Origin of the sequence: Pedococcus cremeus (assembly GCF_900111375.1) — a bacterium.
GTDB lineage: Bacteria > Actinomycetota > Actinomycetes > Actinomycetales > Dermatophilaceae > Pedococcus_A > Pedococcus_A cremeus.
In genome coordinates this window covers 442,688-462,277 of record NZ_FOHB01000003.1, presented here as the reverse complement: position 1 = coordinate 462,277, position 19,590 = coordinate 442,688, and the positions used below count along the sequence as shown (strand labels likewise).

The window sequence follows — 19,590 nt, the reverse complement described above, 5'->3', positions numbered from 1 at the left end:
GCCTCCGGGCCGCATCAACGGCGCTTCGCGTGAGCACTCCTTCCCAGACGGGCCCGGACCGCGAATCGGGCACAGGCGATCACGACCAGACCACCCAGGACGGTCGGCCAGGTCAGGTGCTCACGCAAGATCAGGGCCGCCCAGAGGATGCTCAGGACCGGCTGCACCAGCTGCACCTGGCTCACCTGCGCCATCGGTCCGATGGCAAGGCCGCGGTACCAGGCGAAGAAACCCACGTACATCGATACGACACACAGGTACGCGAAGGCGAGCCACTGCAGCGGCGTCCCGGATGGGGTCTCAACGACGACGGAGACCACGGTGAGGGCGATCATCAGCGGCGCGGACAGCACCAACCCCCACGACACGGTCTGCCAGGCGCCGAGCTCACGCGCCAACAGGCCGCCCTCGGCGTACCCGATGGCGGCCGCGAGCACGGCGCCGAAAAGCAGGAAGTCCGCCCAGTGCAACGACCCCAGCCCACCGTTCTGTAGAGCCGCGAAGGCCAACACCGCCGCTGCTCCCAGCGCGGCGATCACCCAGAACGACGCCGGCACCCGCTCCTTGCCACGCAGGACCGCCATTGCAGCCGTGGCCGCGGGTAGGAGCCCGATGACGACCGCGCCGTGGCTCGCCGGGGCCGTAGTCAACGCGTAGGACGTCAGCAGCGGAAACCCGACCACCACACCGGCGGCGACGACGGCCAGACGCCACCACTGGACCATGGTGGGCCGGGCCTGACGGGTCGTCAGCAGCGCCACGGCGGCGAGGGCGGCAGCGACCACTGCACGACCTGAGCCAATGAACAGCGCGGACAGGCCATCGTGAGCGGCCAGCCGGGTGAACGGCACCGTGAACGAGAAGGCCGTGATGCCGAGCAGACCCCAGCCCAGACCCGACTGCGCCGGGTGGCTCGATAGCACTGGTGATGGCGCTGCGATAACGCTACTCTGCTGTGTCATGAACAACGATAGCGCAAGCCGCATCGTTGATGCGCTGCGTGACTGGGTTGCGTCAGCGCCGCCCGGGGCCCAGCTTCCGTCGAACCGCACCCTGATGGCTCAGCACGGCGCCAGCCCGGTCACGGTGCAGAAGGCGATGCGACAGCTGACCGCCTTGGGGCTGGTGGACAGCCGTCCCGGGGTCGGCACGTTCGTGCGAGCCGTGCGCCCTCACCGCGCAGCAGACTTCGGCTGGCAGACCGCAGCCCTCGGATCCCGGCGGTCTCGGCCGACCGGCCTGTCCGCCACCCAGCGCGCTTCCGCTCCGGACGCCATCCGGCTGCATTCCGGCTACCCGGCCCGCGACCTACTGCCAGAACGGCTGGTGCGTGCCGCTCTGACGCGGGCAGCACGCACGGAGGCTGCGCTGACCCGCTCCCCTGCTGCAGGCCTCCCCGAGCTCCAGACATGGTTCGCCAGCCAAGTCGCCGCCACCGCCCCTGTCGGAGTGAACCCGCCCGCCGCGCGCGACGCCCTCATCGTCGCCGGCAGCCAGAGCGGGCTGAGCTCCATCTTCCGAGCCCTGATCGGACCCGGCCAGCCCCTCCTCATCGAGTCACCGACCTACTGGGGTGCCATCCTCGCCGCCGAGCAGACCGGCGTCGTCCTCGTGCCGGTCCCCACCAGCTCCCAAGGTCCCGACCCGGACGAGGTCGACCGCGCGTTCGCGGCGACGGGTGCCCGCGCGTTCTACGCCCAGCCGACCTTCGCGAACCCCACCGGTTCGCAGTGGTCACCCGACACCGGCCAAGCGGTACTCGACATCGTCCGCCGGCACGGCGCCTTCCTCATCGAGGACGACTGGGCCCACGACCTTGGCATCGACGCCGATCCCGGGCCCCTGGTCGGCTACGACCACGACGGGCACGTCATCTACCTGCGATCCCTGACCAAGAGCGTCTCGCCAGCCCTTCGCGTAGCCGCCGTCATCGCACGCGGCCCAGCGCGCGACCGCATCCTCGCCGACCGCGCAGCAGAGAGCATGTACGTCAGTGGTCTCCTCCAAGCCGCAGCCCTCGACGTGGTCACCCAACCCGGCTGGACCACACACCTGCGCGGCATGCGCCAACAGCTCAAGACCCGCCGAGACCAGCTTCTCGAGTCGCTCAGAACCTGCGCCCCAGACCTTCACGTCCAACAGGTCCCCCGAGGCGGCCTCAACCTGTGGGCGCGCCTGCCCGACGGCACCGACGTGGGGCAGTTCGTCCGCGACAGTGAGTCACGCGGTCTCCTCATCGCCCCAGGCACCGAATGGTTCCCCGCAGAACCCTCGGGCCCGTTCATCCGGCTCAACTTCTCCGCCGAGGACCCCGCACGATTCTCCGAGGCCGGCCATATTCTCAACGACACGCTCAAAGCCCATACCTGAGGTCGACTGGGATCGACCGCAGCATCGGTCACTTGGTCGGTGCGTACTTTCTGCACTGGCTCTAGCGCGGCTTCGCCACGACGCGGGACCCCGCGATGGGGCCCCGCGCTGCTAGCGCCAGCGCGCCCTCCTCGCGCACCCCACCGCACCCCGCGTCACGCAAGCCCACATGAGCAGCCCGGCCCCGAGCCAAGGCGCTGCTATCGACTCAGCTGCTCATCGCCTTCTACTCCGCTGAGGAGGGCAGGGGCAGGTGCCTACCTGGCTCCCGCAGGCCCCAGCCGTCGCCTCTCCGATCGGTCGCTCCTTCAAACCCGTGGAGCGGGCTTCCGTACCGGCATCGCAGCCGGTCACCACCCCGCGGCTCACCGTTCACGTCACTGCGCAGACCTGCGTGATGCTCCTGCTGGCCGCTTGAGGGAATCGCACCACAGGAACTGGTCCGACCCCGGATACTCCGACGTATCGATGGAGGTGGCGATGAATCCTTGGGTGGTCGTGGGGATCGTGCTGCTCGTCCTGGGGACTCTTGCCTGGCTGTCCGAGCGAAGGCGGCTCAGGCGGGTGGGCCGGCCGTCCTCCGGCGACGTCTCGACGCTCGCAGCCCGACGGCGCGCTCATGACGACGCCACAGGGGGCGCTGTCACTCGACACCCCAGCTGAACGCCAGGCGAGCCAGAGCGAGCCAGAGCGAAATGTCGGGCTCACGCCTGTGAGCGCTGGAGGCGGCCCCTTGCGGAAGCGGGTTCCTCGGCGAAGGCTGTGTTCTCGAGGGGCCAATGGACGGGGATGGGCCGGATGAAGATCCTCTTCAGCGCGTGGCCGGGGTACGGGCACCTGCTGCCCATGGTGCCGCTGGTTCGTGCGGCACAGCGGGCCGGCCACGAGGTGGTCATCACCACCGGACCGGACCTGGTGCCCCACGCGTCGAGTCTCGGGGTGGCGGCCGCGGCCGCGGGGCCGACGGCGGCCGAGTCCTATGCGAGCCTTCCCGACAACGCCATGATCAGCCGGTTGCCGGAGTCGGAGCAGAGCGTGTTCGCGGCCAAGTACCTCTTCGGGGCCGCCGGCGCCCTGCGCGCCCGTGACCTGACCTTGTTCTGGTCCACCTGGAAGCCTGATCTGGTGGTGCACGACCCCCTCGAGCTGGGAGCAGCGGCGGTAGCCGTCAAAGCCGGCACGCCCCACGTGACCCACGGCTACGGTCCGATGCTCGCGGAGAACGACGACATGATCGCCGTCATCGGGTCGGCCCTGGCCGAGACCTTCGGTGTGGATCCGACCGAATCGGTCCTCGCAGCGCCGTACCTGGACATCTGTCCGCCCGTGATGAGAACGCGCGACGGAATGGCCTGGCGCGACGTCCGCCCCTTGCGCCCATCGGCCGGCGAGTCTGCTGATGGTTCCGTCGCTGGGGCGATCGCCGCCCTGCCGCATCCACAGACGGTCTACTTCACGCTCGGCACCGTCATGAACCAGACACCACAGGTGTTTCGAGCCGTGCTCGATGCCGCTGACCAACTCGACGTGAACATCGTGGTGAGCACCGGCCCGGGCTTCGACCCGGCCGGGATCGGCCCACTCTCAGCGTCTGCCATCTCGTATGCCTACGTGCCGCAGGCAGATGTACTGCCCCACTGCTCGGCAGTGGTCTCGCACGTGGGTGCAGGAACGATGCTCGGCGCGCTCTGCTACGGCCTGCCCCAGCTGTGTCTGCCCCAGAGCACCGACCAGCCGCTCAACGCGGCAAGCCTCGTCGCCACCGGCGCGGCCCTCGCCCTGCAACCGGACGAGACGACCACCGCCACCGTCGCGACTGCACTGCACACGGTTGTCCATGAACCAACCTTCCGAGAGGCCGCAGCACGGTTGCGCAACGCGATCGAGGCGATGCCGCACGCCGAGCGTGTCATTGCCGACCTGACCGCGTAGCCGGCGCAGCTCCCTCGAGCACCGCCGCTGACGACCGTCTGGTCAGACCGGGGCGAGGGGCGTGTGCGGTGGTGCGGGAAGGGTCACCGTGATCGGCTGACCCGGGGCGACCTCGCCGCCGCGTTCGACGACGGCCATCACACCGGCCTTGCGGATGACGGGTGCGGTAGCGGACTCCGGCGAGGCGGTCGACGGGGCCGGCACGTCGGTCGGCGTCCCGTCCGCGCGGGACAGCACCACCTTGAGCAGCCCGGGGCGAAAGGCGTTGATCTGGGCGCAGGGGTTGCGCAGGCCGGTCAGCCGCACGACGGGACCGCCGAGGTCGAGCAGGGTTCCAGTGGGCAACCCGAGCAGGTCGAGGTCTGCGGTGAGGACGTTCTCCCCGAGGTCCCCCGGCCCGAGCTCGTAGCCCATGGTCCGGGCGTCGTCGAAGACCTCGGCATGGATCAGATGCACCTGGCGCAGGTTGGGCTGGTTCGGGTCGCGATGCACGCGCGACCGGTGCTGGACCAAGGTGCCGGCATGGGCATCGCCGAGTACACCGAGACCGGCCACGAGAGTGATGGACTCGGCCGGCACTTTGCTGAACCGGTGGGTCGCGTCACGACTCACGGCAACGACGCGGGGTGTGGGCACACGCGCATCCTCTCGTGTCGTCCGGAGCGGCGGACAGCGCCCTCCCTCAGCCCCGGGATAGCGTCGGTGTGTGTCCCTGGCTGTCGCACTGCCCTGTGCGGTGATGTCCGCCGTCGCGTACGGCACCGCCACCGCGGTGCAGCACCGAGCGGCGCACCGCGGCACGGGCCGAGCCGATGCCCGCGGCGTTCTGCGCCTGGCCCGCGATCCTCGATGGCTTGCGTCGGTCGGCGGCGACACCGTCGGGCTGGTCCTGCAGGTCGTGGCCCTGGCGACCGGACCGGTCCTGCTGGTCCAACCGCTGCTCGTCCTGGCCGTCCCGGTCGCCCTGCCGGTGGGGCGTGTGCTCGGTGGGCCCGCCCCGACCTGGCGGGACTATGCCGCCTGCGTTGGCATCCTCGGCGCCCTCGCGGTCTTCTTCGGCCTGGTGGGGAACCCGGGCGAGGCCTCGCCCCTTCCGGCCGCCCACGCGGCCTGGGCCACGGCGGGCGCCGCAGCGATCGGCGCCGTCCTGCTCCTCGCAGTGCGCACGGCGTCCTCGACGGTCCGGGCTGCGGTCTACGGGGCGGTGGCCGGTGCCTGGTTCGGCCTCGTCGGCGTGCTGCTCGACGCCGTGGCCACGTCCTGGCAGCGCTCCGGCCCGACGGGGCTCACCCAACCCGACGGGTGGGTCCCCTTCGTGTGCCTGCTCCTGGCCGGCGCGGGCGCGCTGGTCCTGACCCAGGTCTCCTTCCAGGTGGGTTCCCTGGCCGCGAGCTTCCCCGCCAACGAGGCGACCGCCCCGGTGGTGGCCGTGGTGCTCGGGGCGGCACTGCTGCACGAGCAGCTGCCCCTCTCCCCCGGGCATCTCGCGGCATACCTGCTCTGTGTCGCGGTGGTGGCGCTCGGCACGGCCCAGCTCGCCCGCGGGCTCTCCAGCGAGTGACCGCACAGCCGAGTGACCGCATAGCCGAGTGACACATCGCCCACATCGTGTGCCTCGTCGAGCAGAACGAGGAACATGGCTCCATGACCGACAAGGCAACGGGACCTCTCTACGCGACCCGTGCGCTCAGTGAGGACACCTGGGACGACTTCGCCCGCCTCGTCGAGGCGAACAACGGTGTCTGGGGCGGCTGCTGGTGCATGGGCTTCCATCCCGAGGGCGTGGGCCGAGGCCACACGGCTGCTGGGAACCGTGAGGCCAAGAAGGCGCACGTGCGCGCCAGGACGGTGCATCAGGTCCTGATCTACCAGGGCGACCAGTGCGTCGGATGGTGCCAGTACGGACCCCCGGCGGAGCTGCCGAACATCAAGAATCCCGCCGCCTGCGCACGAGGTCTCACCGAGCCGCCGGACTGGCGGATCGGCTGCATCTTCACCGGCAAGGGTCACCGACGTGAAGGGGTTGCCCGGGCCGCCGTGGCCGGAGCCCTGGCCGCGATCGAGGATGCCGGCGGAGGGCTGGTCGAGGCCTATCCCGAGCAGGTCGATGGCCGGGCCCCCCAGCAGGGCGCCTACCTGCACACCGGGCCGGAGAGCCTGTTCGCAGAGTTCGGGTTCACGCGCGACCGGCAGATCGCCAAGTGGCGCTGGGTGGTGCAGCGACGCGTCGGGCCCTGAGGTCCCTCAGGAGTGAGCCCTCTCATGGGGTTGGGCGTCCTTGCCGGTGCCGTCGTCAGCGCCTCCCCCACCTCTGCGATGCCGCCGGATGCGCCAGACGAGCAGCCCGAGGAGGGCGATGGCGAGAGCAACGAGGGCGCCGTCGCGGCCGATGGCCTGCTCCACCCGCGCGTACGAGGCTCCGGCGAGGTACCCCGCGAGCACCACGGCGGTGCCCCACAGGAGCCCTCCGGTGGCGTTCCACGTCAGGAAGGTGCGGTACGGCATACGGGAAGCGCCCGCCAGGGCGGGCATCACGGCCCGAAAGAACGCGACCCAGCGGCCCAGCAGGACGGCCGAACCGCCCCGGCGCGCCAAGAAGTTCTGCGCGCCGTCCAAGCGGTCACGGCGCTTGTCGAAGATGCGCAGGCCCAGCAGCCGTGGGCCGAGGCGCTTGCCCACCTCGTAGCCCACGGTGTCACCGACGATGGCGGCCACCACGACGACAGCCATGACCGCCACGAGGGGTACGTGTCCGCGATGGGCGGCGACGCCACCGAGCAGCGCGGCGGTCTCACCGGGCAGCACGAAGCCGACGAACAGGGCGTCCTCGGCGAAGACGACCAGTGCGACCAGCCCCAGGACGATCCAGGGCGAGGCGCCCAGGATGGAGTCGACGATCGAGCTCACGAGGCGACCCCGCCCCTTGGGCCCGTGGATGCTTGGGTCCCGTTGTGGTCGCTGACGACTCGGTTCATGACCCCGCAGCCACCGAGCCGCCCAGCGGGCCCGCCGGGGCTGACGTCTCAGCGTGCGGCGCGCCGAAGAGGCTGCGGATCCCGGGCTGCTCGCGCAACCGGGCCGTGAGCCACACGAGGGGGCGGCGGAGCACCAGCCATCCGAGAAGGGCGACCAGGGAGCCGAGCACGAGTCCCGCAGCGACGTCCCACGGGTAGTGGGCGCCGATGTAGACCCGGGTGAAGGCCATGAGCACGGCGGCCACCCACGCGAGCGCGCCGAGGCGCCGGTGCGCGATCGTCAGGCCCGCGGCGACGGCGCCCGCCATGACCGCATGGTCGGACGGGAAGGAGAAGTCGGCCGTGCGGTCGGCCAGCCTGAGGATCGTCGGGTGCGTGACGTAGGGCCGCGCCTCCGCCACCAGGTGCCCGAGCGGCTGGTTGACCGCCAGCGCGAGGAGGGTCGCGACGGCCGCCCAGCCGGTGGCCGCCAGCGCCGTGGACGTGCGGCCGCGGGCGGCGACCAGACCGGCGAGCAGCAGGGCCGCGAACACCACCAACCCGTACTTGCCGTAGTCCAGGAGGATGCCGTGGAGGCCGGGGGTGTCGCGGGCGAAGCCGTTGGCGGCGAGGAGGAGCTGGTCGTCGAGGCGGTGGGCGGTGTTCATCAGGTGGCGTCCTGTTCGGGAGTGGGGCGGACGGCGACGTCGTGTCCTGCGTCCCGCCCATGACGGGGGTCGCGACCGGACTGACGGGGGTCTCGGCCGGAGCGCGAGCGCCGCACCTCCAGCGCCACCGGGATCAGCGACAGGGCGACCACGACGGCGATGATCGGCAGCAGGTAGCGGTCGACGTTGGGCACGGACGAGCCGAGCAGGTAGCCCGCCAGGGTCACACCGACCGTCCAGAGCACCCCGCCGACGACCTGCCAGAGGGTGAACGTCGCCACCGGCAGTGCGATGGTGCCTGCCAAGGGGTTCAGCACGGTTCGGACCAGCGGGATGAAGCGGGCCAGGACGACGGCCTTCGCCGGTCCGTACCGGTGCAGGGCCCCGCGCGACCGTGTGACGGCCTGTTGCAGGCGCGGCCGGTCGGGACGGTCGAGCAGGCGTGGCCCCACGCGCGCCCCGATGAGGTAGCCGGCCTGCGCCCCGAGGAGCGCGCCGGCCACGGCAGCAGGCAGGACCGCGACCAGGGACAGGTGCACGGCCGACGTCGCGCTCGTCGCGCACAGCAGGCCGGCGGTGAAGAGCAGGGAGTCCCCCGGCAGGAAGAACCCGATGAGGAGGCCGGTCTCCGCGAACAGCACGAGGAACACCCCCAGCGCACCGAAGTGGGAGAGCAGGCTGTTCGGGTCGAGCACGTTGAGGGCGGACTGGGCCACGGCTGTCGCGGTCATGGCGGCCTTTCTCGTCTGGCCGTGAGGCATGATGGTCTGCGACCGGTTCTGTCGTACTACGATCATGATAGTAGAAGTGGGGAGTGTGGCATGTCGACGTCCGCCCGGGGCCGTGGTGAGCTCGAGCGCGAGGTGCTGGCCGCCGTCGCTGCCGCCCCCGCCCCGGTGTCGGCGAACGACGTGCTGCGGGACCTCGGGGGTGCGCTCGCCTACACGACGGTGATGACCACGTTGGCGCGCCTGGAGTCCAAGGGGGTCCTCACCCGGCAGCTGGACGGACGCGCCTACCGCTACTCGCTGTCCGGTGACCCGGCGGAGGTCGACGCCTCGCTCGCGGCGCACCGCATGCGCAAGGTGCTCGAGTCGCGCCCCGACCGTGCCGGGGTCCTGGCCCGCTTCGTGGCCGACCTCTCGGACGAGGACGAGCAGATCCTCCTCGCCCTGCTCGCTCCCGAGACCGAGCTCCCTGTCTCCGGCGGCGAGGCAGGCTCGCCATGACGCTGCTGCTGGTGCCGGTACTCGTCAGCCTGGCCCTCGGCCTCGTGGCCGGTCCGCTCGAGCGACGGCTGCCGCCCGCGACCGCCGCACGCCTGCTCACCGCCTCCGCGCTGGTGACCGCGCTCGCCACCGGGTTCGTCCTGGGCGTCGCGGGGTTCGTCGCCCTCAGCCAGGTCCCCTTCGTGGCTGCTTTGGGCCAGTGGTCGAGGACCGCGTTGCAGCAGAGCCACATCCCGCAGGTGCTGGGCGCCGCCGCAGGTGCGCTGGTGCTCGCGCTGATCGGTCGCGCGGTCCGCCACGCCATCGTCGCGGTACGCCACCTGTGCGCGGCGGAGGCGACGTGCCGACGGCTGGGTCCCGGCGCCGACGGCCTCGTGGTCACCGACGACTCCGTTCCCGACGCGTATGCCGTGCAGGGGCTTAGCGGGCGCATCGTGGTCTCCAGGGCCATGCTCAGCGGCCTGCCGGCCGACGAGAGGCGCGTCCTGCTGGCCCACGAGGCGTCGCACCTGCGCCACCGCCACCACGTCTACGTCCAGCTGACCCAGCTGGCGGCGGCCGCGAACCCCGCCCTGCGGCAGGTCACCGACGCGGTGCAGGTGGCCGTCGAGCGCTGGGCGGACGAGGACGCCGCCGCGGACGTCGGCGACCGACCACTGGCAGCCCGCGCCCTGGCCCGCGCCAGCCTTCTCCGGCACCGCTCCTCCACCGCCGCGCCGGGGTCACGCCCGGCCTCCGCGCTGGCAGCGGTCACCAACAGCGTGGTCGTCCGCACCCAGGCCCTCCTGCGGCCCGCCCCTCGACCGCGTCGGGCGCTCGTGCTGTCGACGACCGTCCTGGTCCTGTGCGCGGCCGCCGCGGCCGGCCTGACTGCCCACGACACGGAGCACCAGTTCGAGCTCGCCCGGCACCTGCTCCACCACACCAGCTGAGGTCCTGACCGCACCGAAGTGACGTCCTGACCACGCAGGCCTGCCACAGGACCATCGACACTGCCGGGCCGGCCGACCGGGGGCCATGCTGGACCAGCAGCGAGCGTCCAGGGAGCGGCCGTGACGTCGAGGTCGGGCAGCCAGCCGGGACGGTCCGGGCCGGCGGACCTGACCCGGTTCGCCTGGCTGTCCGTCGCTGCCGCCCTGACGACGCTGGCCCTCAAGGCCACGGCCGCGTGGCTGACCGGATCGGTGGGCCTCCTCTCCGACGCGGCGGAGTCCGTCGTCAACCTCGTCGCCGCCCTGGTCGCGCTCCTCGCCCTGCGCATCGCGGCCCGGCCACCGGACGCGGGCCACAACTTCGGCCACGGGAAGGCGGAGTACCTCTCGGCCTCCGTCGAGGCGGTCATGATCTTCGTCGCCGCCGTCGCCATCATGCTCACCGCCGTCCTGCGGCTGCTCCAGCCGGAACCGCTGGAGAACGTCGGCGCGGGGTTGCTGGTCTCCGCGGTTGCCGGCGTGGTCAACGGTGCGGTCGCGCTGACGTTGACCCGCGCCGGGCGTCGGAACCGCTCCCTGGCCCTGACCGCGGACGGCAAGCACCTGATGACCGACGTGTGGACCTCGGTGGGCGTGATCGTGGGGGTGGGCCTCGTCGTCCTGACCGGCAACCTGCGGGTCGACCCCGTGGTCGCCCTCCTCGTCGGGGCGAACATCGTCGTCAGCGGCCTCGGCCTGCTCAAGCAGGCCATCGCCGGCTTGATGGACAAGGCGATCCCTGACGCCGCGCGGGCGGACGTCGAGCGCGTCCTGGACGACTTCGCCCGGCGTCGCGGCATCAGCGTCCATGCCCTCACGACGCGCGCGATGGGCCGCATCCACCTCGTGTCCGTCCACCTCGTGGTGCCTGCGGAGTGGACCGTCGAGCGGAGCCACGCGTTGACGCTCGACCTGGAGTCGGAGGTGAGCACGAGGCTCCAGGACACCTACATCCAGACGCACGTGGAGCCAAGCGGTCAGCACTGTCCCGAACGAACGCTGTGACTGATGGAGCGCACGAGGGGCCGACCCACTCCGGTGGGATCTCTGGGCAACCGTCGGTGCGGCGTGGCACGATCACGAACGTGACCAGCACGCCCGCCGAGGAGCAGCGCCTGCGCGACCTCGCGCTCCTGCGCCGGGTGCGCGACCGCATCGACCGCGAGTACGCACAGCCGCTCAACGTCGAGGCGCTCGCCCGGGGTGTGCACATGTCGGCGGGCCACCTCAGCCGGGAGTTCCGCCTCGCCTACGGCGAGTCGCCCTACGGCTACCTCATGACCCGCCGCATCGAACGCGCCATGGCGCTGCTGCGCCGCGGCGACCTCAGCGTCACCGAGGTGTGCTTCGCGGTCGGCTGCCAGTCGCTCGGCACCTTCAGCACCCGCTTCACCGAGCTCGTGGGTATGCCGCCGAGCGCCTATCGCCGTGAGGCCACCCAGGCGACCGCCGGACTGCCTGCCTGCGTCGCGAAGAAGGTGACGCGACCGGTCAGGAATCGAGAAGCGAAGCCGGTCCAGCCGCAGCTAGCGTGACGGCCATGGAACTCAGCATCCACTCCTCATTCCTCCCGCACACCGACCCGGACGCCTCGCTCGCCTTCTACCGCGACGCGCTCGGCTTCGAGGTCCGCGGCGACGTGGGCCGCGGCACCATGCGGTGGATCACCGTCGGGCCCGCCGGCCAACCGCAGACCTCGATCGTCCTGCACCCGCCGGGCGCCGACCCGGGCATCACCGAGGACGAGCGCCGCACCATCGCCGAGATGATGGCCAAGGGCACCTACGCCACCGTCATCCTGGCCACTCCCGACATCGACGCCACCTTCGACCGGATCCAGGCCACGGGTGCCGAGGTGGTGCAGGAGCCGACCGACCAGCCCTACGGCGTCCGCGACTGCGCCTTCCGCGACCCCGCCGGGAACCACGTCCGCATCAACGAGCGCCGGTGAGCCGGCGGCATACCCGCACCGCACCACAGCCCTGACGCAAGCCCCAGCACTGGACCAGGCTGAGCCTGGCCACCCGACGAGAGGGAGACCGCCCACCATGGCCACGACGACGAGGACGTCGCCGACAGCCCCGCACGTGGCCGACAGCCACGACCTCATCCGCGTGCACGGCGCCCGCGTCAACAACCTCAAGGACGTCGCGGTCGAGATCCCGAAACGCCGGCTGACCGTGTTCACGGGCGTCTCGGGGTCGGGCAAGAGCTCTCTGGTCTTCGGGACGATCGCCGCCGAGTCCCAGCGCCTCATCAACGAGACCTACAGCGCCTTCGTGCAGGGCTTCATGCCCTCCCTGGCCCGGCCCGACGTCGACCTGCTCGACGGGCTGACCACCGCGATCATCGTCGACCAGGAACGCATGGGGGCCAACCCCCGGTCCACCGTCGGCACCGCCACGGACGCCAACGCGATGCTGCGAATCCTGTTCAGCCGCTTGGGCAAGCCGCAAATCGGCTCCCCCAACGCCTACTCGTTCAACATGCCCTCGGTCAGTGCGAGCGGCGCGATCACGGTCGAGCGCGGCGCAGGCAGGACCCGCGCCGAGAAGGTCACCTTCACCCGGCTCGGCGGCATGTGCCCCCGGTGCGAGGGCAAGGGCAACGTGACCGACTTCGACCTCTCCGCGCTGTACGACGAGAACCTCTCGCTCAACGAGGGCGCCCTGACGGTCCCCGGCTACAGCATGGAGGGCTGGTACGGCCGGATCTACCGCGGCTGCGGCTTCTTCGACCCCGACAAGCCGATCCGCAAGTTCACCAAGCGCGAGCTGCACGACCTGCTCTGGAAGGCGCCCACCAAGATCAAGGTCGACGGCATCAACCTCACCTACGAGGGCCTGATCCCCAAGATCCAGAAGTCGTTCCTCTCCAAGGACGTCGACGCGATGCAGCCGCACATCCGCGCCTTCGTGGAGCGGGCCGTCACTTTCACCACCTGTCCCGAGTGCGGCGGCACCCGCCTCACCCAGGAGGCCCTGTCGTCGAAGATCAAGGGCAAGAACATCGCCGACCTCTGCTCCATGCAGATCAGCGACCTCGCCGACTGGGTCCGCGACCTCGAGGAGCCTTCGGTGGCACCGCTGCTCGCCGGTCTGCAGCACCTGCTCGACTCCTTCGCGCAGGTCGGCCTCGGCTACCTGTCACTCGACCGGCCGGCCGGCACCCTCTCCGGCGGCGAGGCGCAGCGCACGAAGATGATCCGCCACCTCGGGTCGTCGCTGACCGACGTGACCTATGTCTTCGACGAACCCACCATCGGGCTGCACCCGCACGACATCGCGCGGATGAACGACCTGCTGCTGCAGCTGCGCGACAAGGGCAACACCGTGCTCGTGGTCGAGCACAAGCCGGAGGCGATCGCGATCGCCGACCACGTCATCGACCTCGGCCCCGGCGCCGGCGGCAACGGCGGCACCGTCTGTTTCGAGGGCAGCGTCGAGGAGCTCCGCGGCAGCGCCACCACGACCGGGCGGCACCTCGACGACCGGGCGCGGCTCAAGCCGTCGGTGCGCGAGGCGACGGGCACCCTGGAGGTCCGCGGCGCTGCGACGAACAACCTGCGCGACGTCGACGTCGACATCCCGCTCGGGGTGCTGTGCGTGCTCACCGGCGTCGCGGGCTCGGGCAAGAGCTCCCTCGTCCAGGGATCGGTCGCCGGCCGTGACGGCGTCGTGGTCATCGACCAGGCCGGGATCCGTGGTTCGCGCCGGAGCAACCCGGCCACCTACACCGGCCTGCTCGACCCCATCCGCAAGGCGTTCGCGAAAGCCAACGACGTCAAGCCGGCGCTCTTCAGCGCCAACTCCGAAGGGGCCTGCCCCACCTGCAACGGCGCAGGCGTCATCTACACCGACCTCGGCGTCATGGCCACCGTCGAGTCCACCTGCGAGGAGTGCGACGGCAAGCGGTTCCAGGCGGCGGTCCTCGACTACACGCTGGCCGGGCGGAACATCGCCGAGGTGCTCGAGATGTCGGTGACGCAGGCCCTGTCGTTCTTCGGCGACGGCGAGGCCCGCATCCCGGCCGCCCACACGGTGCTCGACCGCCTGGCCGACGTCGGGCTGGGCTACCTCACCCTGGGCCAGCCGCTGACGACACTCTCGGGTGGAGAGCGCCAGCGGCTCAAGCTCGCCGCCCAGATGGCCGAGAAGGCGGCGGTCTACGTGCTCGACGAGCCGACGACCGGCCTGCACCTCGCCGACGTCGCGCAGCTGCTCGGCCTGCTCGACCGCCTCGTCGAGTCGGGCACGTCGGTCATCGTCATCGAGCACCACCAGGCGGTCATGGCACACGCCGACTGGGTCATCGACCTCGGCCCGGGCGCCGGCCACGACGGTGGCCGGGTGGTCTTCGAAGGACCTCCCGCCGACCTCGTCGCGGCCCGCTCCACCCTCACCGGCCAGCACCTCGCGGCCTACGTCGGCGCCTGACCTCGCGGACCACCTCGGCGAGCGACGGTTCGACCTCTCACGCCCGGCGGACGATGTGGCGGTCCCGCTCCCTCCCCATGCTGGTCGGGTAGGCCCGACGGCACCGGGAGGCGCTCGGCATGTCCGACTGGTACCAGCACTACCTGGTCGAGACCGGCAGGGCAGCCAGCCTGTGGCTGCTCGTCGGCTTCGTGACGACGTATGCCGTGACCCGCTGGATCACGCTGCGGATACGTTTCCGGAGCACGGCGGACGCGGGGGACGCGGGGGCGACGGGGACCACCGTGAAGGACCTCTACATCGGCGGTGTCCACATCCACCACCAGGTCTGGGGCATCCTGCTGGTGCTGGTGACCGGCCTCCTCGAGTTCCGGTTCACCCCGCCGAGTCCCTGGCAGGAGCTGCTGGCGGTCCTGTTCGGTGCCGGCGCGGCGCTGGCGCTCGACGAGTTCGCCCTGTGGCTGCACCTCCAGGACGTCTACTGGACCGAGGAGGGCCGCAAGTCGATCGACGCGGTCATGGTCGCGGGCGTCGTCGGTCTGGCGCTGCTGGCCAGTACCTCACCCTTCGGGGTGGACCCGAGCTCGGTGGCGGCCCAGGGTCTGGTCGCCACCTCTGTCGCGGTCGTGGTCCACATCGGCTACACGATCGTGTGCCTGCTGAAGGGCAAGATCGCCACCGGGCTGATCGGTCTGCCCATCCCGTTCGTCGCGCTCGTGGGGGCGATCCGCCTCGGCACCCCGACGTCGTTCTGGGCCCGACGCTTCTACTCCGACCAGAAGCTGCACAGGTCCGCCGAACGCTTCGGACCGGCATACCGGGCTCGTCGTGAACGGCTGCGAGACCTCGTCTCCGGCGGCCACCGGTGAAGCGGGGCCGCGTCAGCGGCGACAGCCCGGCCAGCGCCCGCACGGTGGCGAGCGCTGGACAGGCCACCCCTACCGGCGGTGAGACATCGGCGTGGTCGCGGTGGCGTAGAACTGCGTGAAGTCGGCCTGGTTGTTCACGGCCACCCACGCGCCGGTGGCACCGTCGAGCACCGTCTCGTGCACGAGGACGTGGCCGTTGCCCAGGGGGTCCGTCGTCAGGGTGGCGTCCACGGTGGAGCAGTCGGCGTCACCCGGCACCAGCTGGATCACCCTGACGGAGTATGTCGTGTTGGGTCGAGCCCCCTTGAGCACGACGTTCGCCACGACGTGGCGCTCGCCCGTCGCGATCATGTTGACGAACCCGAACCGGGCCTGCTGGGTCTGCCCGATCTGGGCGCCGTCGCACCCCCGGTTGGTCTGCGTCAGCGAGAGCTTGTGTGCCCCACCACCACCCGACGCGTTGGCGCTCGGCAGCCCACCCAGGCCCAGCACCAGCGCGCCCGCTGCTGCTGCAGGAACGACCCCCCGTCGCACCCATCGACTCACACCGATTCGACCCCTGTTTCCCATCGTGGCTCCCCCTGGTCTGGTTGGTTCCTTGCGACCCCAGTGAAACCATGGGCGCCGCCGACTGGCACCTCGTAGAGGGAGGTCGGTCCGTTCGGACCACCCTGGGGTCGCGGAGCACGCAGATAGGACTACGACGTCGGCGTGAGACCCGCTCAGCGCGGGCGCACCGTCAGCATCTGGGCCATCGTGCCGATGGGCCCGCCGACGTCGTGGATCACGCTGCTCGTCAGGCCCAGGCCCGCGGCGCCGAACGACACGGTGGTGTCGAAACCGATCCACTCCCCTTCCGGTGGGGAGAACAGGTGCGCCGTGAGGTCGACGTTGGGGAAGGCGACGTGTCGGGGGTCGGCCCGCACCGTCATGCCGTTGGCGATGTCGAAGAGTCCTGCGGCGCCTGCCAGGGCACTGACGGGCTCACCCTCCACCAGCGGCAGCGGGGTGCGCACCCAGAACGACGCGCGCCCCGGCTCGACCTCGGCACGCCGCACTTCGGCGGTCTCGATGAACCCGCCGGGCCACACCGTCGAGGGGTCCCAGGACGGCATGTCCTCCGGAGGAGCGATGCGCGGCAGAGAGGTCGCCCGCAGGTGACCGGTCTCCCCCGGCTTCATGAGCCAGGCCCGCAGGCACACCGCGTCGCGGCCGCCGTGCCCCATCCTCGCCTCGACCAGCTCGATGGTGCGTCCGGGCCTGAGCACCCGGACGGAGGTGCTCACCACGTCGACGGGAACGGTGCCCAGGATGTCCCACGAGAGCCGGCAGACCACGAGGCCGTCGTCCCGTCGGGCGTCACGGTCCAGCTCGACGACGTGGGCGAGCAGGCCGAGCGCGGGCGCGATGTGCTGCTCCTCGGTGTCCCACGCACCTCCGACGTGCTCGGTCGCCCGGAAGGCCGACTCCCCCACGCGCTCGAAGTACGCCATCGACCCCGCTCCTCTCGTCCGGTTGCGTGCCTACCGTCGCACGGCGCGCGGGAGGCGTCGCGACAGGGCTTGCCTCGACCGGGCTCCCCCGATGGCGTTCCCTTCGACGGGCCTCCGCTCGACCGGGCTCCCTCGACCGGGCTCCCCTCGACCTGAGGGCGCCCGGGCCCGCACCTCAGTCGCGGGCCTCCCTGGCGGGCAGGTCGACCGTGAAGCAGCTGCCGCGGGTGAGTGGCTGCACGACGACGCTGCCGCCGTGGTTGTCGACGACGTCGCGGACCAGCGCCAGGCCGAGCCCGAAGCCGCGACCGTCGTGGGCGCCGCGGTAGAACCGGTCGAAGAGGTGCTGGGCCTGCTCGGCGGGGATCCCGGGCCCGTCGTCCGAGACACGTACCCGCACCGTCTGCGAGCCCTCCGGTTCCACCACCACGGCCACCTCGTGCTCCGCGTGGCGCAGGGCGTTGTCGACGAGGGCCCCGACGGCGCGTCGCAACGCTCCCTCCACGCCCCAGACCGCCGGCACGGCGAGCGCCCGGAGGGTCAGTCGCACACCGCGGTCGGCCGCGCGGACCTGTTCCAGCTCGACCACCGCGCGCGCGACGTCGCCGATGTCCACCAGCTCCCCCACGTCCGGACGCGCGTCCAGGCTTGCTGCGTACAGGAGGTCGTCGACGAGGTCACCCATCACCGTCGCCTCGTCGCTCAGCAACCGCGCGTCGTCGACGAGGGCCTCCCTCGGGGTCCCGGCGCGCAAACCGTCACCAAGCAACCGGGCGCGAAGGGCCAGGCGGGACAACGGCGTCCGCAGCTCGTGGCTCGCGTCGGAGACGAACCGCTCCTGGCGGGCCAGCGCCTCGTCCCAGGAACCCACCGCCCGCCGCGCAAGCCTGGATCCGAGGAGGGCCGCGACGGCCCCGGCCAGCACCGTCGCGCCGAGGAACCCTGCAAGGAGGCGGTTCCGTTCGTCCTCCTGGGCCGACACGTCCACGCCCGCCACGACGAGCGTGCCGTCCCGGAGGACGGCCCGGGTCAGGTACTCGCGCTCACCGGCATACGCCTCGCCCGACCCGCCACCGGACCCCGCCCCGGTCGCCTTCGCCCGCTGGCGTGCCAGGTTCACGCTGGCCGGCACCTCGCCGGACGTCTCCCGGCGACCGTCCGGCCCCTCCACGACGACCCAGCTCCCCGGAGGCGCGCCCGAGGTGCTGCGCGTGGCGACCACGGTGGCGACCTGCCGACCGGCCTCCTGACGCTGTGCCCACAGGACGACCACCACGGTGGTGAGCCCGGCGACCACGACTCCACCCAGCACGCCGACCAGGGCCTGGACGGCGATCAGCCGTCGGGCGCGGAGCAGCTCCCCGCGCGACGACGGGACCGTCACCGAACCTCCCCGGCGCGGTAGCCGACGCCCCGGACCGTGCGCACGACGGGCCGGCCCAGCTTCTGGCGCACCGCGTAGACGTAGGTGTCGACGAGGGACTCGCTGTGCGTGTCCGGCGACAGCGCCGCGCGCAGCTCGTCCCTGCTGAACACCCGGTTGGGGCGCCGGGCCAGCAGCTCCAGGAGCGCCGCCTCGCCCTTCGAGAGCTCGACGCGGCTGCCGTCGGGCCTGACGACGCACACGCCGTCGACGTCGATCGCTCCCTCCCCCAGCGGCAGCCACGCGCTGTCCGCCTGCGGCCGCCGCATGACGGCGCGGAGCCGGGCCAGGAGCTCGTCGGGCTCGAAGGGCTTGACCAGGTAGTCGTCGGCGCCCTGGTCCAGGCCGGCCACCCGGTCGGCCACGGAACCCTGCGCCGTCAGCACCACCGTGGGCAGGACCACTCCCCTGGCGCGGAGCCGGCCCAGCACCTCCAGGCCGTCACCGTCGGGCAGCCGTCGGTCGAGCACCATCGCGTCGACGTCAGAGGTGAGCGCGATGTGCACGCAGGCGTGGACGCTGCCCGCGACCACGACGGAGTAGCCCGCGCCCGTCAGGAGCCGCTCGACCAGGGAGGCGAGAACCGTGTCGTCCTCGACGAGGAGGACGCACGGTCCCCTGTCCAGCGTGCCGGGCATGGGCCCAGCATCGCAGGTCAGTGGTCGTCGCCCTGCTTCTCCCCGCCCTGGCTCCCGGAGGCGACCTGCTTGCTCCAGACCGCCTTGGCCCCGCTGTGGCCGATGCGCACGACCTGGACCCCGGTCCCGAGACCCGCGACCACGGCCAGGACCGTCACCGCGACCGCCAGACCCCGGCTGGCACCCGAGCCTGCATCCGCGCGCCTGACGTCGGCGCCACGGGGGTCCCCCGTGGCCTGCGAACGCTCGCGCCGGTCCAGCCACACGAGGGCGAAGGCCAGGACCGCCATGCCGATGGCCCACGGCAGCAGTTGGTCGGCCAGCTCGGCATGGGCCTCGATGAGCGCGTTCCCGCCCACCCGGCCCTCGAGGTTCTCACCCGTGCTCGTCGAGAGCGGCACCAGCACCAGGGCGAGGGTGGCGACCGCCGGAGTCAGCCAACCCGCCCAGCGGCGCACGCGCCCGGACACAGCCGACGCCACGAGGAGGAGGGCGGCCAGCGGCACGATGACCACGGTGGCGTGCACCACCAGGGGGTGGAGCGGCAGACCGAAGATGGTGGCAGGCACGACGGATCTCCTCGAGGTAAGGGACGATTCGGGCCGAG

The 19,590-nt window shown here is 71.6% G+C and carries 21 protein-coding genes; 11 read left to right on the top strand and 10 right to left on the bottom strand.

Going from position 1 to position 19,590, the window contains the following annotated elements:
* Positions 1-14: 14 nt before the first annotated feature.
* Positions 15-962 (bottom strand): DMT family transporter, encoded by a 948-nt coding sequence (locus BMW78_RS08210; RefSeq protein ID WP_091758151.1) that lies wholly within the window; start codon positions 960-962, stop codon positions 15-17.
* Here BMW78_RS08210 and BMW78_RS08205 point away from each other — a divergent pair.
* The gene (locus BMW78_RS08205) at positions 961-2,370 is read left to right on the top strand and encodes an aminotransferase-like domain-containing protein (protein ID WP_091758140.1); all 1,410 of its coding nucleotides are present in this window, start codon (positions 961-963) and stop codon (positions 2,368-2,370) included. The two genes, BMW78_RS08210 and BMW78_RS08205, sit on opposite strands and share 2 nt — an antisense overlap.
* Before the next feature lie 798 nt (positions 2,371-3,168).
* Positions 3,169-4,302 (top strand): glycosyltransferase, encoded by a 1,134-nt coding sequence (locus tag BMW78_RS08200; RefSeq protein ID WP_177180308.1) that lies wholly within the window; start codon positions 3,169-3,171, stop codon positions 4,300-4,302.
* Positions 4,303-4,344: 42 nt separating this feature from the next.
* Here BMW78_RS08200 and BMW78_RS08195 read toward each other — a convergent pair whose 3' ends face one another.
* On the bottom strand, positions 4,345-4,938 hold the full coding sequence (locus tag BMW78_RS08195; RefSeq protein WP_091758136.1) for an MOSC domain-containing protein: 594 nt from the start codon (positions 4,936-4,938) through the stop codon (positions 4,345-4,347).
* Positions 4,939-5,008: 70 nt separating this feature from the next.
* On the opposite strand from BMW78_RS08195, the gene BMW78_RS08190 reads away from it, so the two are divergent.
* Positions 5,009-5,863, top strand: coding sequence for a DMT family transporter (locus BMW78_RS08190; protein WP_143056185.1), 855 nt, complete (start codon positions 5,009-5,011; stop codon positions 5,861-5,863).
* 83 nt (positions 5,864-5,946) lie between these two features.
* Positions 5,947-6,540 carry a GNAT family N-acetyltransferase gene (locus BMW78_RS08185; RefSeq protein ID WP_091758133.1) on the top strand — a complete coding sequence of 198 codons (594 nt, stop codon included), beginning with the start codon at positions 5,947-5,949 and terminating at the stop codon, positions 6,538-6,540.
* Positions 6,541-6,546: 6 nt separating this feature from the next.
* Here BMW78_RS08185 and BMW78_RS08180 read toward each other — a convergent pair whose 3' ends face one another.
* The 3 genes from BMW78_RS08180 to BMW78_RS08170 form a co-directional block, all read right to left on the bottom strand.
* Complete coding sequence (locus BMW78_RS08180; RefSeq protein ID WP_091758131.1) at positions 6,547-7,209, bottom strand: DedA family protein; 663 nt, start codon at positions 7,207-7,209, stop codon at positions 6,547-6,549.
* A 64-nt stretch (positions 7,210-7,273) separates the two neighbouring features.
* Complete coding sequence (locus BMW78_RS08175; RefSeq protein WP_091758129.1) at positions 7,274-7,924, bottom strand: phosphatase PAP2 family protein; 651 nt, start codon at positions 7,922-7,924, stop codon at positions 7,274-7,276.
* A complete protein-coding gene (locus BMW78_RS08170; RefSeq protein WP_091758127.1) occupies positions 7,924-8,655 on the bottom strand; it encodes a DedA family protein in 732 nt (243 codons plus the stop codon). The genes BMW78_RS08175 and BMW78_RS08170 overlap by 1 nt, the downstream gene beginning before the upstream one ends.
* Before the next feature lie 90 nt (positions 8,656-8,745).
* Between BMW78_RS08170 and BMW78_RS08165 the strand changes: the two genes are divergently transcribed.
* From BMW78_RS08165 to BMW78_RS08135, 7 genes are all read left to right on the top strand, one after another.
* Positions 8,746-9,153: a BlaI/MecI/CopY family transcriptional regulator gene (locus BMW78_RS08165; protein WP_091758125.1), complete on the top strand. Its 408-nt coding sequence runs from the start codon at positions 8,746-8,748 to the stop codon at positions 9,151-9,153.
* On the top strand, positions 9,150-10,085 hold the full coding sequence (locus tag BMW78_RS08160) for a M56 family metallopeptidase (RefSeq protein ID WP_091758124.1): 936 nt from the start codon (positions 9,150-9,152) through the stop codon (positions 10,083-10,085). The genes BMW78_RS08165 and BMW78_RS08160 overlap by 4 nt, the downstream gene beginning before the upstream one ends.
* Before the next feature lie 120 nt (positions 10,086-10,205).
* On the top strand, positions 10,206-11,129 hold the full coding sequence (locus BMW78_RS08155) for a cation diffusion facilitator family transporter (RefSeq protein ID WP_091758122.1): 924 nt from the start codon (positions 10,206-10,208) through the stop codon (positions 11,127-11,129).
* Between the two features lie 80 nt (positions 11,130-11,209).
* On the top strand, positions 11,210-11,659 hold the full coding sequence (locus BMW78_RS08150) for a helix-turn-helix transcriptional regulator (RefSeq protein ID WP_091758308.1): 450 nt from the start codon (positions 11,210-11,212) through the stop codon (positions 11,657-11,659).
* Between the two features lie 5 nt (positions 11,660-11,664).
* Positions 11,665-12,075: a VOC family protein gene (locus BMW78_RS08145; protein ID WP_174238397.1), complete on the top strand. Its 411-nt coding sequence runs from the start codon at positions 11,665-11,667 to the stop codon at positions 12,073-12,075.
* 97 nt (positions 12,076-12,172) lie between these two features.
* A complete protein-coding gene (locus BMW78_RS08140) occupies positions 12,173-14,560 on the top strand; it encodes an ATP-binding cassette domain-containing protein (RefSeq protein WP_091758118.1) in 2,388 nt (795 codons plus the stop codon).
* A 119-nt stretch (positions 14,561-14,679) separates the two neighbouring features.
* Complete coding sequence (locus BMW78_RS08135; protein WP_091758116.1) at positions 14,680-15,429, top strand: hypothetical protein; 750 nt, start codon at positions 14,680-14,682, stop codon at positions 15,427-15,429.
* A gap of 69 nt (positions 15,430-15,498) precedes the next feature.
* Here the strand turns inward: BMW78_RS08135 and BMW78_RS08130 are convergent, their stop codons facing one another.
* From BMW78_RS08130 to BMW78_RS08110, 5 genes are all read right to left on the bottom strand, one after another.
* Entirely contained in the window at positions 15,499-15,963 is a 465-nt protein-coding gene (locus tag BMW78_RS08130; protein ID WP_143056184.1) for a hypothetical protein, read from the bottom strand.
* Positions 15,964-16,151: 188 nt separating this feature from the next.
* Complete coding sequence (locus tag BMW78_RS08125) at positions 16,152-16,922, bottom strand: thioesterase family protein (protein ID WP_091758113.1); 771 nt, start codon at positions 16,920-16,922, stop codon at positions 16,152-16,154.
* A gap of 175 nt (positions 16,923-17,097) precedes the next feature.
* A complete protein-coding gene (locus tag BMW78_RS08120; protein ID WP_091758111.1) occupies positions 17,098-18,306 on the bottom strand; it encodes a sensor histidine kinase in 1,209 nt (402 codons plus the stop codon).
* Positions 18,303-18,983, bottom strand: coding sequence for a response regulator transcription factor (locus BMW78_RS08115; RefSeq protein WP_091758110.1), 681 nt, complete (start codon positions 18,981-18,983; stop codon positions 18,303-18,305). Before BMW78_RS08115 ends, BMW78_RS08120 begins: the two co-directional genes overlap by 4 nt.
* A gap of 17 nt (positions 18,984-19,000) precedes the next feature.
* A complete protein-coding gene (locus BMW78_RS08110; RefSeq protein WP_091758108.1) occupies positions 19,001-19,552 on the bottom strand; it encodes a DUF2231 domain-containing protein in 552 nt (183 codons plus the stop codon).
* Between the last annotated feature and the right edge of the window lie 38 nt (positions 19,553-19,590).

What these genes read in the sequence shown, in the direction of transcription:
- BMW78_RS08205 (WP_091758140.1), top strand. Translation starts at nt 961, where the DNA reads ATGAACAACGATAGCGCAAGCCGCATCGTTGATGCGCTGCGTGACTGG.
- BMW78_RS08210 (WP_091758151.1), bottom strand. Translation starts at nt 962, where the DNA reads ATGACACAGCAGAGTAGCGTTATCGCAGCGCCATCACCAGTGCTATCG.
- BMW78_RS08200 (WP_177180308.1), top strand. Translation starts at nt 3,169, where the DNA reads ATGAAGATCCTCTTCAGCGCGTGGCCGGGGTACGGGCACCTGCTGCCC.
- BMW78_RS08185 (WP_091758133.1), top strand. Translation starts at nt 5,947, where the DNA reads ATGACCGACAAGGCAACGGGACCTCTCTACGCGACCCGTGCGCTCAGT.
- BMW78_RS08175 (WP_091758129.1), bottom strand. Translation starts at nt 7,924, where the DNA reads ATGAACACCGCCCACCGCCTCGACGACCAGCTCCTCCTCGCCGCCAAC.
- BMW78_RS08170 (WP_091758127.1), bottom strand. Translation starts at nt 8,655, where the DNA reads ATGACCGCGACAGCCGTGGCCCAGTCCGCCCTCAACGTGCTCGACCCG.
- BMW78_RS08165 (WP_091758125.1), top strand. Translation starts at nt 8,746, where the DNA reads ATGTCGACGTCCGCCCGGGGCCGTGGTGAGCTCGAGCGCGAGGTGCTG.
- BMW78_RS08160 (WP_091758124.1), top strand. Translation starts at nt 9,150, where the DNA reads ATGACGCTGCTGCTGGTGCCGGTACTCGTCAGCCTGGCCCTCGGCCTC.
- BMW78_RS08145 (WP_174238397.1), top strand. Translation starts at nt 11,665, where the DNA reads ATGGAACTCAGCATCCACTCCTCATTCCTCCCGCACACCGACCCGGAC.
- BMW78_RS08140 (WP_091758118.1), top strand. Translation starts at nt 12,173, where the DNA reads ATGGCCACGACGACGAGGACGTCGCCGACAGCCCCGCACGTGGCCGAC.
- BMW78_RS08135 (WP_091758116.1), top strand. Translation starts at nt 14,680, where the DNA reads ATGTCCGACTGGTACCAGCACTACCTGGTCGAGACCGGCAGGGCAGCC.
- BMW78_RS08125 (WP_091758113.1), bottom strand. Translation starts at nt 16,922, where the DNA reads ATGGCGTACTTCGAGCGCGTGGGGGAGTCGGCCTTCCGGGCGACCGAG.
- BMW78_RS08115 (WP_091758110.1), bottom strand. Translation starts at nt 18,983, where the DNA reads ATGCCCGGCACGCTGGACAGGGGACCGTGCGTCCTCCTCGTCGAGGAC.